This window comes from Nonomuraea sp. NPDC049129, from assembly GCF_040648495.1.
Classification (GTDB): domain Bacteria; phylum Actinomycetota; class Actinomycetes; order Streptosporangiales; family Streptosporangiaceae; genus Nonomuraea.
The window spans coordinates 97934-109683 of the sequence record NZ_JBEZDU010000027.1 but is presented as its reverse complement, the minus strand read 5'-3'; the positions used below and the strand labels follow the sequence as shown (position 1 = coordinate 109683).

Annotated in this window: 11 protein-coding genes and 1 pseudogene; 2 read left to right on the top strand and 10 right to left on the bottom strand. The window is 68.5% G+C overall.

Annotated elements, in window-relative coordinates; genetic code table 11:
- Window positions 1-67 precede the first annotated feature (67 nt).
- From AB0B64_RS49755 to tnpA, 10 genes and pseudogenes are all read right to left on the bottom strand, one after another.
- Window positions 68-2677, bottom strand: coding sequence for a Tat pathway signal sequence domain protein (locus AB0B64_RS49755; RefSeq protein WP_358195534.1), 2610 nt, complete (start codon window positions 2675-2677; stop codon window positions 68-70).
- Window positions 2674-3294 (bottom strand): rhamnogalacturonan acetylesterase, encoded by a 621-nt coding sequence (locus tag AB0B64_RS49750; RefSeq protein WP_358195531.1) that lies wholly within the window; start codon window positions 3292-3294, stop codon window positions 2674-2676. The genes AB0B64_RS49755 and AB0B64_RS49750 overlap by 4 nt, the downstream gene beginning before the upstream one ends.
- Window positions 3291-4175 carry a carbohydrate ABC transporter permease gene (locus AB0B64_RS49745; protein WP_357958498.1) on the bottom strand — a complete coding sequence of 295 codons (885 nt, stop codon included), beginning with the start codon at window positions 4173-4175 and terminating at the stop codon, window positions 3291-3293. Before AB0B64_RS49745 ends, AB0B64_RS49750 begins: the two co-directional genes overlap by 4 nt.
- 11 nt (window positions 4176-4186) lie before the next feature.
- Window positions 4187-5158 (bottom strand): ABC transporter permease subunit, encoded by a 972-nt coding sequence (locus AB0B64_RS49740; RefSeq protein ID WP_225291348.1) that lies wholly within the window; start codon window positions 5156-5158, stop codon window positions 4187-4189.
- A 55-nt stretch (window positions 5159-5213) separates the two neighbouring features.
- Entirely contained in the window at window positions 5214-6761 is a 1548-nt protein-coding gene (locus AB0B64_RS49735) for an extracellular solute-binding protein (RefSeq protein WP_357958495.1), read from the bottom strand.
- Window positions 6758-7321, bottom strand: coding sequence for a DUF624 domain-containing protein (locus AB0B64_RS49730; protein ID WP_263655022.1), 564 nt, complete (start codon window positions 7319-7321; stop codon window positions 6758-6760). Before AB0B64_RS49730 ends, AB0B64_RS49735 begins: the two co-directional genes overlap by 4 nt.
- Window positions 7322-7510: 189 nt before the next feature.
- On the bottom strand, window positions 7511-8167 hold the full coding sequence (locus tag AB0B64_RS49725; protein ID WP_357958491.1) for a DUF1961 family protein: 657 nt from the start codon (window positions 8165-8167) through the stop codon (window positions 7511-7513).
- A 37-nt stretch (window positions 8168-8204) separates the two neighbouring features.
- A complete protein-coding gene (locus AB0B64_RS49720; RefSeq protein ID WP_357958489.1) occupies window positions 8205-9272 on the bottom strand; it encodes a LacI family DNA-binding transcriptional regulator in 1068 nt (355 codons plus the stop codon).
- 162 nt (window positions 9273-9434) lie between these two features.
- Window positions 9435-10106, bottom strand: a complete 672-nt coding sequence (locus tag AB0B64_RS49715) for an acVLRF1 family peptidyl-tRNA hydrolase (protein ID WP_358195510.1) — start codon at window positions 10104-10106, stop codon at window positions 9435-9437.
- A 239-nt stretch (window positions 10107-10345) separates the two neighbouring features.
- A pseudogene (gene tnpA / locus AB0B64_RS49710) lies at window positions 10346-10644 on the bottom strand (IS200/IS605 family transposase); the annotation flags it as partial.
- Window positions 10645-10951: 307 nt separating this feature from the next.
- Between tnpA and AB0B64_RS49705 the strand changes: the two are divergent.
- Both AB0B64_RS49705 and AB0B64_RS49700 read left to right on the top strand, forming a co-directional pair.
- Window positions 10952-11179 carry a hypothetical protein gene (locus AB0B64_RS49705; protein WP_357958481.1) on the top strand — a complete coding sequence of 76 codons (228 nt, stop codon included), beginning with the start codon at window positions 10952-10954 and terminating at the stop codon, window positions 11177-11179.
- A gap of 24 nt (window positions 11180-11203) precedes the next feature.
- Window positions 11204-11749 (top strand): endonuclease/exonuclease/phosphatase family protein, encoded by a 546-nt coding sequence (locus AB0B64_RS49700; RefSeq protein ID WP_357958477.1) that lies wholly within the window; start codon window positions 11204-11206, stop codon window positions 11747-11749.
- Window position 11750: the final 1 nt, after the last annotated feature.

The following is an 11750-nucleotide window of genomic DNA, read 5'->3' as shown; positions in this document are numbered from 1 at the left end:
GACGCCGGTCAATCGGGAGTGTGCATACAGATCAGTGTAGAGCCCCCGCCGGGAGCCCCACCTCTGCTTAATCGGCCGGCAAGTGGTCTCCGATCAGCGCGAGGTTCTGGATCGCGGCCAGGCCGTACTGGGCGGCGTCGTTGGTGGAGACGAACGGCGCCTCCAGCACGTACGCGAGGACATGGGGCCCCTCGACGCGGGTCAGGCGCCAGTCCGGCTCGCGCTGCAGGGGGTTGCGGTTGAGCTGGTCGCCCTCGTCGAGGAAGAACTTGCGCCAGGCCAGGTCCGCCAGCTCGGCGTCGCCCGAGCGGGCCGCGGCGTACGCGGCCAGGCGGCTGTGCGCCTGCACCAGAGAGATGCCGCTCAGCGGGTGACCCACCTCGGCGGCCTGCCGCTCGGCGGAGGCCAGGTAGAGCCGGCAGTAGTCCAGCCACGCCTGCTCGAACCCGGGGACGTCCAGGTCGAGCGCGATGAGCTCGGAGCACATCTCGGGCAGCCCGAACACCGACGACAGGTGGGAGACGGAGATCTGGTCCCGCGAGGTGTCGAAGCGGCCCGTGGCCAGGTCGAGGCGGGCCTCGCCGGTCAGGAACCCGCGCGGCAGCGCCCCGATGCCGGCCATCGTGCCCAGCAGCCTGTCCTTGGCGTGCTCGTCGCCGTACCGCTCCCACCGGGTGAGCCAGGCCGCCGCGAGCGCGCCCCAGTCGGTGCCGAGCCCGACCGCCAGGGCGGACGGATCGGGGGTGTAGACGTCCTCGCGCACCTTGCGCGTGGGGTCGATCACGAGGAACGTCTCCTCGGGCCTGGCCAGCTCGTCGAGCAGGTCGCCGGTGCGCTCGTCGGCGGTCAGGTAGTACAGGAAGCGCCGGTAGGCGGCGTTGGAGATGCGCAGCTGCTTGGCGCTGCAGCCCCAGTGCTGCACGTTGTGCCTGGTGCCCAGACCCTTCCAGCGGCCGAGGTGATAGACGTCGACCTCGCCGGTGTGGCGGGTCATGGCCTCGGCGAAGCGGAAGACGTCGGCCCGTCCCGTACGCAGATACTGGTACCAGAGCCACAGGTCGGGCGAGAGCTCGGAGTTGTCCCAGGCGTAGCCGCCGACGTCGTAGCGCCAGGTGTGCCGGTCGGCGTCATAGGTGTGCATGACGTCGCCGTAGTCCCAGAACCCGTACCACCTGCGCTGCTCCCGCTCGCGCCGGTAGAAGTCGAACAGCAGGTCCAGCCGGTCCTCGATCGCGGCCTGGGCGGGCGTGGCGCGGTCCGGCAGTGCCCAGTCGCCGAACACGCCCGCCTCGCGGACGCGTTCCGGGGCGGCGGCCAGCAACGCGGGCTCGTTCATCGCGTCGGCGTGCCCGGCCAGAGACTTTGCTGACGGCGTGGCGTCGTGGACGCGCAGGGTGAGCTCGTGAGTACGCGCGATGCCCTGGGCGTGGCCGAAGCCCGGCTCGTAGTCCTCATAGGTGATCTCCAGGCCCTCCAGCTGCTCGGCGAAGGTGTCCTGGCCCATGCCGTCGTGGTAGAAGCGCAGGTCCATGGCGGGCGCGGAGGGCGACCAGAGCCAGACGGTCGCGGTGGCCAGGTCCGTGGCGGCGCCTCTGACGTCGAGCCGGGTCGGGTGCAGCCGCCAGAAGTCGCGCAGCCCGAAACCGAGGCCGCCGCTCGCGCCGCCGAGGTAGCCGTACCCGGCCGAGCGGGTGCCCGACGGAACGGTCACCCAGGCGTGGCCGTCGGCGGTGCGTTTGCGCAGGGTGAAGCCGTCGGCCGAGGTCTGGTCGAGGGTGTAGTCGTTCCACGCGGGGATGAGGTGCAGGCGATCGGCCACCTCGGGGTTGCCGATCGGGCCGCACGGCCTGCCCTCGACCTGGGCCCGCCGTACGGCTTCCCCCGGGTCGCGGCGCAGCCCGGTCAGGCCGCGTACCGCCTCGGTGAGGAAGCCGTCCTGCCCGGCCAGCCGTACATGGCGGTCGTGGAGCTCGTCGCGCATGACCACGTCGGCGCGCAGGCCGAGCCCGGCCAGGAAGTCGCGCTCCGGGTCGCCGTCCCAGACGAAGGTGTGCATGACGCGCACGTCCTCGGCGCCCGCGTAGAAGTACAGGCGGACGGTGAACGGCAGCCGGCCGCCGTGGTCACCCGTTAGGCGGATCACGGCCCGGACGGGTCCGTCCTGCTCGACGGCGACGTCACGGACGATGCCCGTGGCCGGCTCGCGGGTGACGGTGCCACCCTCGTCCGGGGTGGGGCCGTCCTGGTGGAGGCTGATCAGGCGGACGTCCCTGGCGATCTCGCGGGAACCGTGGGAGACGGAGCGGGCGAGCGTGTCGCCCGCCTCCTCGATCGTCCAGGTGACGGGTCCGGTGCTGACCCGCAGCACGCCGCCCGCACGGACGACGGTGACGGGCTGCTCCGGCACTCCTGCCGCGTCGTCCTGGTCGGCGGCCAGCCGTCCCGCCGTCAGCTCGTACGACGCGGCGGGCTGGGCCTGCGGCCCGATGGCGTGTGCCGACCACTTGACCGACCCGTCCGGCCAGGTGGCGGTCACCCAGCTCTGCACCGGCACCGCACGGCCCTCGGGGTCGGTGAGCGCGAACGGGGAGTCGCGCTCCACCGTGCCGCGCGCCCACGGGACCCCCCAGGTCACGCCCTGTTCCTTGGGCCGGTCGAGCCAGTTCAGCGTGGTCAACAGATCTCCTTGAGTCGCCCGGCGACGATCGCCGCCACCTCGTCGGCGCCGCGAAAGCAGAAGTGGGTGTCGTCGGCGACGCCGTCGGGATAGAGCGGGTGCTCGCCGGGCGCGAAATGGGTGAACAGGGCCTTGGAGCCCTCGGGACCGAGCCGCTCGTACAGCTCAGTGGTCGCGGCGGTCAGGTCGATCAGCGGCAGACTCTCGGCCGCCGCCAGCTCGCGCACCTGGCCGGGATAGTCGCCATGCGTCGGCACCAGCCGGTCGCCGTCGAACCTGCGCCGCTGCACCGGCGTGCACAGCACCGGCAGCGCCCCCGCCCTGCGCGCCTCCTCGACGAAGGGGCGCAGGTTGTCGCGGTACGGCAGATCGGGCTCCTTCTGATCGTTGTGCCCGAACTGGAGCACCACGACGTCGCCGAGGGCGGCCTCCCGCAGGAGCGCCGCCCACAACCCTTCCGCCCGGTGGCTGGCCGTGGTGGCGCCACCCTTGGCGAAGTTGCGCACCGGGCCGCCGACATGGGCGCCGAGCTGCGCCCCCCAGCCCGACATCGGCGCCTCGAACGCCGGGCAGGAGGCGACCGTCGAGTCACCGGCCAGCAGCACGGTGCGGGTCACTCCTTGACCGACCCGAGCAGCACGCCCTTGCTGAAGTGCTTCTGCAGGAACGGGTAGAAGAACAGGATCGGCAGCGTCGCGATGACGACCACCGCGAACTTCAGTCCCTGGGTGGGGAAGAACACCGACTCCAGCATGGCCATCGCGTTCTGGGCGTCAGGGCTGGTCAGCTGCCTGACGAGCACCTGCAGCGTCCACTTCTTGGAGTCGTCGATGTACAACAGCGGCGACATGTAGTCGTTCCAGATGCCCACCGCGTAGAACAGCGAGAACGTCGCGATGATCGGCTTCGACAGGGGCAGCACGATCTTGAAGAAGACGCCCATCTCGTTGCAGCCGTCGATGCGCGCCGCTTCTTCCAGCGCCTGTGGCAGCTCCTGGAAGAAGCTCTTCACGATGATCAGATAGAACGGGTTGATCGCCAGCGGCAGGATCAGCGCCCAGTAGCTGTCGAGCAGCCCCAGGTCCCGCACCACCAGGTAGGTGGGGATCATGCCGCCGGTGAAGACCAGCGTGAAGATGACCAGGTTCAGGACGAGTGTCCGTCCCGGCAGGTACCGCTTGGCCAGCGGGTAGGCCATCGTGAACGTCAGCAGCACTTGCACCACCGTGCCCACCGCCGTCACGCAGATCGTGGTGAGCAGTGCCCGGACGAACGTGCCCGAGTCGAAGATGTACTCGTAGGTGGTGGTGACGAACTTCTCCGGCCACAGGAAGAACGGCCGCGAGGCGATCTCCGCCTCCGAGGCGAACGATCCGGCCAGCACGTACAGCAGCGGCAGGATCGTGATCAGCGCCAGGAACAGCAGCACGGCGATGTTGAGCACATCGAACACGCGGCTGCCGAGCGTGTGCTGGTGTGTGGGCGACTGGTTGGGCATTCAAGCGCTCCTTAGAACAGGCCACGCTGGCCGAGGCGCTTGGCCAGCCAGTTGGAGCCGAAGATCAGGAGGACGCCCACCAGTCCCTTGAACAGGCCGACGGCCGTGGAGTAGCTGAAGGCGCCCTGGGTGATGCCCATGTAGTAGACGAAGGTGTCGAACACGTCCGCCGACGAGCGGTTCAGCGCGCCGGTCATCAGCCAGATCTGCTCGAAACCGGTGTCGAGCAGGTGACCCGAGGTCAGGACGGCCATCACCACGATCGTGGGCCGGATCGCGGGCAACGTGATGTGCCAGAACTGCCGGAAGCGCCCGGCGCCGTCCATGCGGGCCGCCTCGTACAGGTCGGTGTTCACGCCCGCCAGCGCGGCCAGGTAGATGATCGTGCCCCAGCCGGTCTGCTTCCACAGCAGCTGGAAGACGATGATCGGCCGGAACCAGTCGGGCTGGGCCACATAGTCGACCTTCTTGCCGCCGAGCAGCTCGTGGAAGAAGGTGGCGATCACCCCGAAGTCCACGGAGAACAGCAGATACGTCAGCGAGGCGACGATCGTCCAGGACAGGAAGTGCGGAATGTAGACCAGCGACTGGATCGACCGCTTGAGCACGCTGTGCCGCAGCTCGTTCAGCATGAGCGCGACGATGATCGGCGCCGGGAAGACGAAGACCGCCGTCAGCAGCGCCAGGATGAGCGTGTTGAACATCAGGCGGCCGAAGTCCGGCCCGTTGAACAGCTCCTCGAAGTGCTTGAAGCCGACCCACGGGCTGCCGGAGTAGCCGAGGAACGGCAGGAAGTCCTGGAAGGCGATGGTCACGCCGTACATCGGCAGGTACTTGAAGACGACGAAGTACGCGAGACCGGGCAGCAGCATCAGGTACAGCCAGCGGTAACGCAGCATGGCGGTCCGGAAGGTCAGCCTCTCGCGGGGACGCCCGGGCTTGGTGGCCGCCTTCACGGGAGGCGGCGCCAGGTCGGTGGCCACAGCCACCTCCTTTCACAGAAGGGGCCCGGGAGTGTCCCGGGCCCCTTGGGCGAGATCAGTTGCCGAGCTTGGAGACCAGGTCGTTGGTCTCAGCGGCGATCTGGGTGCCGCCGTTGTCGTACCAGCGCTTGATCTCCGCCTTCAGCCCCGCCTCGTCGATCGCGCCGGAGATGAACTTGATCCGGGCGTCGGTGATGATCGGGTCGAGGGTCTGGCCCTTGGCGATGGTGGTGGGCGCCATGACCGGGAGCGCCGGGTTGTGCACGGCGGTCTTCAGGTCCTCCTCGGCCAGCTTGGTGCGCAGCGTGACCTGGTCCTGGTGCGGCTTGTCCGGGTACAGGTCCGGGTAGGCGCCGAGGCCGACGCTGGCGGTGGTGCCGAGCTGGATGAACGCCTTGTCCACGTCCTGCTGGATCTGCTTGACCTTGGGGTCGTCCTGGTTGACGCGGGCGGCGTAGCCGTCCTGGACCTTGAAGTTGCGGCCCTCGAGCCCGTTGCTCAGCAGGATCCCGCCCTCCTTGGAGGCCATCTTGTTCAGGACCGTCAGCACCTCGTCGAGTTGCTGCTCGGTCTGCACGCTCTGCCGCGGGATGGCGATGACGCCGTTGTAGCCGGTGAACGGGGAGGAGAACTTCTTGCCGTCCGAGCGCTTGAGGTTGCCGACCGTGAGGACCTTGTCGAAGTCGTTGGGGTCCTGCTCCTTGAGCAGGTCGAGGAGGTTGGTGCCGCGGACGTTGACATCGATGATGATGCCGCCCTTGCCCTGGATGAACGGGTCGTTCCACTTGGCCGAGTCGAGGGTGGCGTAGTCGGGGTTGACCAGCCCCTCGTCGACCATCTTCTTGACGAACTTGTTCGCCTCGACGAACTCGGGGGTGTCGAAGCCGGGGACGAGCTTGCCGCCCCGCTCACCCCAGCCGTTCGGGGCGCCGAACCAGGTCTCGATCACGTCGTACGGGCTGGAGCTGGCGTACTGCGGGGACGGCCACTTCGGGATGATCAGTCCGTAGGTGTCCTTCTTACCGTTGCCGTCGGGGTCCTTCTCCGTGAACGCCTTGGCGATGTCGTAGAGGTCGTCGACGGTCTCCGGCGTCTTCAGCCCGAGCTTTTCCATCCACTGCTTGTTGATCACGACCGCCGAGCGGAGCAGGGGGCGGATCCGGTAGAGACCGTAGATCTTGCCGTTGGTGGAGGAGTTCCGGACCGTCTGCGCGTCCCGGTTCTTCAGGTTCGGGAACTTGTCCAGCTTGTCGGTCAGGTCCCAGAACGCCCCGGCCTGGGCGGCGCGGACGAACGACGAGGTCTTGTCGCCCTGGATGACCATGATCTGCGGCATCTTGTCCGAGGCCAGCGTGACGTTGGTCTTGTCGTTGTAGTCGGCGTTGGGCACCCAGGTGATCTGGAGCTTCTTGCCGACGAGCTTTTCGACCGCCTGCTGCATCTCGCCCTTGGGGTCGGGGGCCGTGCCGAACAGCGGGACCATCATGGTCACCGTGCCGCTGTCGGCCTCACTGCCCCCACCGCCGCTGGAGCACGCGGACGCGAGTAGCGCCGCCGTCAGCGTTAGTGCACCGGCGACCAGCCGGCGACGAGATGCGCTCATGAGTTCCCTTTCGAATGCAGGCGCGCCTCGTTCTCCTCGAAGAAACGCAGGCAGAGCCACGTGTTGAGATAGATCCACGCACCGATGCTGATCACCGCGGTGAGAACGGGCGCCGCCGAGGTCACGAAGACGATGGTTGCGAGCGCGAACAGCAGCACCACTGACGAGGCCGGCCGGGTGAGCGCTAACAGCGACGCTTTGGGCAGGTAGGCCCACAGCGGTAGCTCATAGTGCGCGTAGAGCGGCCCGAGATAGGTTCCCACCCCGGCCAGCGCCACCATCGCCACCAAGGTCGCGATCCGCAACGCTTCCGAGCCGGGCCCGAGAGCGGAGAAGTACAGGTAGTTGCCCACGAGGATGGTGCCGAGCACCGCCACCGGCAGGATCAGCAGCGAGGCTCGGACGAACTCCCGCCGGTAGACGGTCCAGAATTCCGGCCAAGCCTGAAACGATTCACCCTGGCTGTGCCGCCGGGCCAGCGTGTAGGCGGCGACGGTGGCGGGCCCGAGCCCGAGGATCACGCCACCCAGGAGGGTGAACACGATCCAGAGGAGGTTCAGCCGGGCCGCCCAGATGAGCTCTGAGCAGGCAGCTTGAATTCTGATCGACGTGGCGGGATGGTTCATCCGGCACCACCTTCTCGTGGCGTGTGCGCGGACACGGGGGTGGAGTGTTGCGCCGCCGTTCCTAGTCCGTTTCGTACGGGTGAACGGCGGTTGGTGCGAAATTAGTGTTGAATCGACTCAATGTCAATGACGTGAAACCCGCAGATTCGCATACTCCCCGATCATCGGGGCCATCTGCCGGAATCCGATCTTGCCGCCACGCAGCGCGGGACCACCCGTGCTCCCGTCGTCCGTCCAGCGGAACGAGACCACATCGTTGATCGAGAAGGTGATCTCGCCGTCCAGGACGTCCAGGCGCACGGCGTACGGCCCGACGGCGTCCAGCGCCGCGGGCAGCGGGTCGGCGCCCTGCGTGACCAGGTGAAACCCGTGGCTCTTACGCAGATTGCAGGTGTGCAGAGCGCGCTCCGACGGCCACATCCGCCGGAAATAGGACACGTGGTAGGCATCGATGTCGCCGTGGTGATATTGCTCGTACGGCCCGTTACGCGGCGCGAGGCCCGGATCGAACAGATCCTCACCACCCCGGCCGCGGGCATGGAAGAACATGATGCACAGCCCCGGCTCCCTGACCGGCCAGAAGTCCCATTCGATCCGTACGTCGGCGGGCAGGTCCTCGGGGCACCACAGCACCACGTTGGCCGCCTGCCCGTCAGCGGGCGGTCTGAGGCTCTCCAGCCGCATCCGCCCCATCGGGAACGTCGTCGCCCCGTCCCCCTCCAGCCGGAATCCCGCCAGGTCGTCGGGGCCGGCGAGTGGGTTGCGGTAGATCTCCGTCAAGGTGGGCTCCTGTGCGGGTCGTCGGGGCCGATCTCCATCAAGGTGGGCTCCTGTGCAGGTCGCTGGACTGCCGCACCACCAGGTCCGGCTGGAAGATGACCTGCCGATGCCGGTGCAGCTCGGGCTCCGCCACCTCCTCCAGCAGCAGGTCGATGGCCGTACGCCCGAGCAGCTCGCGCGGCTGGCCGACCGACGACAGGGGCACGGTCGCCGCCGCGGCGAAGTCGATGTCGTCGTAGCCGACGATCGCCATGTCATGCGGCACTCGCAGCCCGTGCGCGGCCATGGCCTGCAGGAACCCCAGGGCGAGCAGGTCGTTGGCGCAGAAGGCGGCCGTCGGCCGCTCCTCGACAGGCAGCGCCGCCACCCGCTCGCCCGCGATCCGCCCGTGGGCCACGCTCAGCGCGGGCATGAACCAAGCGATCAGCTCGACCCCGCCACCCGGCCCGCCGCCGGGCTCGACTCCCCCACCCGGCTCGGTGTCCCGCGCCTCGGAGACGGCGCTCGTGATCCCTAAATGCCGGTCCCCCACCTGCTTGATCGACCGCGGCCCGCCGACGAACAAAATCTTGCGATGGCCCCGCTCGATCAGATGAACTCCGGCGATGTGGCCGCCGAGCCGATCGTCGACCGCCACCGAGCACTGGAGCCCGGTGGCCGCGCTGTCGACGAGCACCACGGGCGTGCCCCTGGCGGCGAGCTCCGCCAGTCTCGGGCTGCTCGCGTCGACCGGCGTGATCAGTATGCCCATGACCCGCTGCTGTTCGAGCTGGTCGAGATGGCGCAGCTCACGGGCCGGGTCGGCGGCGCTGTTGCACAGCACCACCATGGTGTCGTGCTCGTCCGCCAGGGCGTCGGCACCCTGCGCGACGTCGGCGAAGAACGGGTTGGCCACGTCGAGCACGATCAGGCCGACCGTGCGGCTGCGGCCGACCCGCAGGTGGCGGGCCACCTCGTTGCGGACGAAACCCAGCTCGCGGATCGCGTCGAAGACGCGCTTACGCGTGGCGGGGGAGACGATCTCGGGGCGGTTGAGCACGTTGCTCACAGTGCCCACGGAGACGCGTGCCCGCTGCGCGACCTCCTTGATGTTCGTGGTCGACATTGATCCTCACGAGGCCGCTCCAACGTTGAACGCGGCTTATCATAGCCTTACTCATGATCTTTTTGAATCGACTCAAGACACCGATCTTCCGGCGAGCATACACTCACGGTCAGTGCTCCCCCGACGGGCGTTGCTCTCAGGGGTCACCGCTGACGATGTCGCCTACGATTCATCGCCCGTAGCGGGTGGGTCCACCACGCGAATGCGTACCGCGCGGAACAGCGCGGGCGTGTCCTTGAGTACGGCCAGCTTCGGGTCGGGGACGACGAGGAACGGCTCCGTCTCCAGTGCCAGCAGGCCGGCCAGACGCCGGTCGGCGCGCAGCGCGTCCACGGCCCGGCGATCGCCGCCGAGCACGACCGCGTCCAGCTCGCCCAGGCACGGCGACAGGACGCGCACCACGGTCTCGGCCGCCGCCTCGAAGGCCTGATCCGCCTGGTTCTGGCGGCGTCTGGCGAAGCGCTGCTGCGACCACCCGCCCGCCGCGGTACGCCCCTGGACAAGGCGAGACCCGACCTTGGACACCACCAGCCGCGACCCGTGGAACATGCCGGTCGCGTAGCCGCCCATCCGTACCAGGATCACCCCCACACGCCGATCGGCCCGCGCGTGGGTGACGAGCCTGGTCACGTACGGTGGCCCGAGCGGCAGGGGCGGGAAGGGCACGTGCAGCTCCGCCAGCGCCCCGTCGACGGCCACCAGGCGCACGACCTCCTCGTCACCGGCGGCCTCGAACGGGCCGTGCCGGTCGGCGAAGCCGTCGATCCACGGGTGCACGCGCTCGGGCACCACGGACACCCATCGCCCGCCACCCTTCGCCGGTCGCGCACTCATGCCGGAAGGGTAACTGACCGGAGACCGCGCCCACGCTTCCCCTGGGGTCGGGAACTCAGGGAAAGATATAGGTGAATTCCATTTCAAACCCCTTCTGCCCACGGTGGCGCGCCCCGATCATCGCTACCGGGTTCGCGTCGGCAGTGCTCTGGCCGTCAGGCCGGGGGTGAAGCCGACCAGCCCGCGTAGCGGGGTAAGAACAGCTGATTCGCCGCCGGGCGGATCGGCGTCTCTTCGGCTCAGACTGGTCGGTTCTGCTGCTCGATGTATTGGCGCAGGATCGACATGGTGCACCACCGAGGGATCCGGCGAAGTAGGAGCCTGACCACAGCTTGACGGCCCGGTAGTAGTGGGCGGCCAGGTCGGGGAACTATTGCCGCGCCCGCCAGGGCGACACACATTTGAGGAGCTGTCGATCAGCCTAGACAAGGCGATCTTGGGTGGGAAGTTCACAAGGAGATGGACGTGGTCGTCATGGCCGTTGAACTATCGGAGTTCGGTTTCCGAAGTTGGCGCACACGGATCTCATAGCTCTTTCATCTGGACCAGCTGTGAGGAAGCCACCGAAATGCCGCATGACACCATGCGGCACAGGCGGAATCCCCGGGATCCATTCCGGAGAGCGCGTCAAGTGTCTTCCCTGCTCACTCCCCCCGTAGTGGGCCTCGACACGGGAGCCGTGATCGTGCGCCCGGCAGTCATCGACGCGGCGGGCTACCTCCAAGCCGATTTACTGCCCATGGCGCTCGAGCTGCCCATGCGGATCGTGCTGGCGGGAGCGGACGTGCTGGCTCCGCTGCACGAGGCGATGCGAGGGTCGGGGCAGGCACCCGCGCGAGGCCATCGTGCTGCTTACAGGCCCGAGCGGGCCAGCCGACCGGCCGGTGCTGAAGAGGGCGCTCGACGGGCTGCGTACGATGCCGGAGGGCACCCCCACCGTGGCGGCCATGCAGGCGGCGGGCCGGGGCTCGGGCCGCGTCTACGACGGCCTCGTGGTGACCGACGAGCTGAACCGCTGCCTGGGCATCGTGCGGGTGTCGGACCTCATCCGGCACGTGGCCTGGGCAGGATGATCAATACAGGATAAAAGTAGTGGCATGGACTGGGCCCAGCCGTACGGACCGCTGATCGAGACCACCATGCGCGTGCTGACCTGGAACGTCTGGGGCGAGTACGGCCCGCACGCCGAACGGTCCGCGGGCATCGGCAAGCTCGTCGGCGACCTCGACCCCGACGTGATCACCATGCAGGAGTGGGCGGGCCAGGCTACGGGCCTCGGCTACCACGCGTACGTGGCCGCGACCGCCTCCCGGCGGCATCCGGCACTGGTGTGCGGCGACTTCAACGCGCCGCCGGACAGCGACGAGATGAGGATGCTGACCGGCAAGAGCGCGCCAGGCACGCCCGGTGTGGTGTTCTACGACGCCTGGGAGGTGGCCGGTCCCGGCGGTCACGGGCATACCTGGAGCAACGCCAACCAGTGGGCCCGGCCCGGCCTGTACCCGCCTCGCCGCATCGACTACGTGCTGAGCGCCTGGCCGCGGGCAGGCGGCGCGGGCCACCCGGTGCGCTGCGAGGTGGTGGGCGACGGGCCTGAGCCCGCCTCCGACCACTACGCGGTCCTGGCCGAGCTGCGTTATTAGA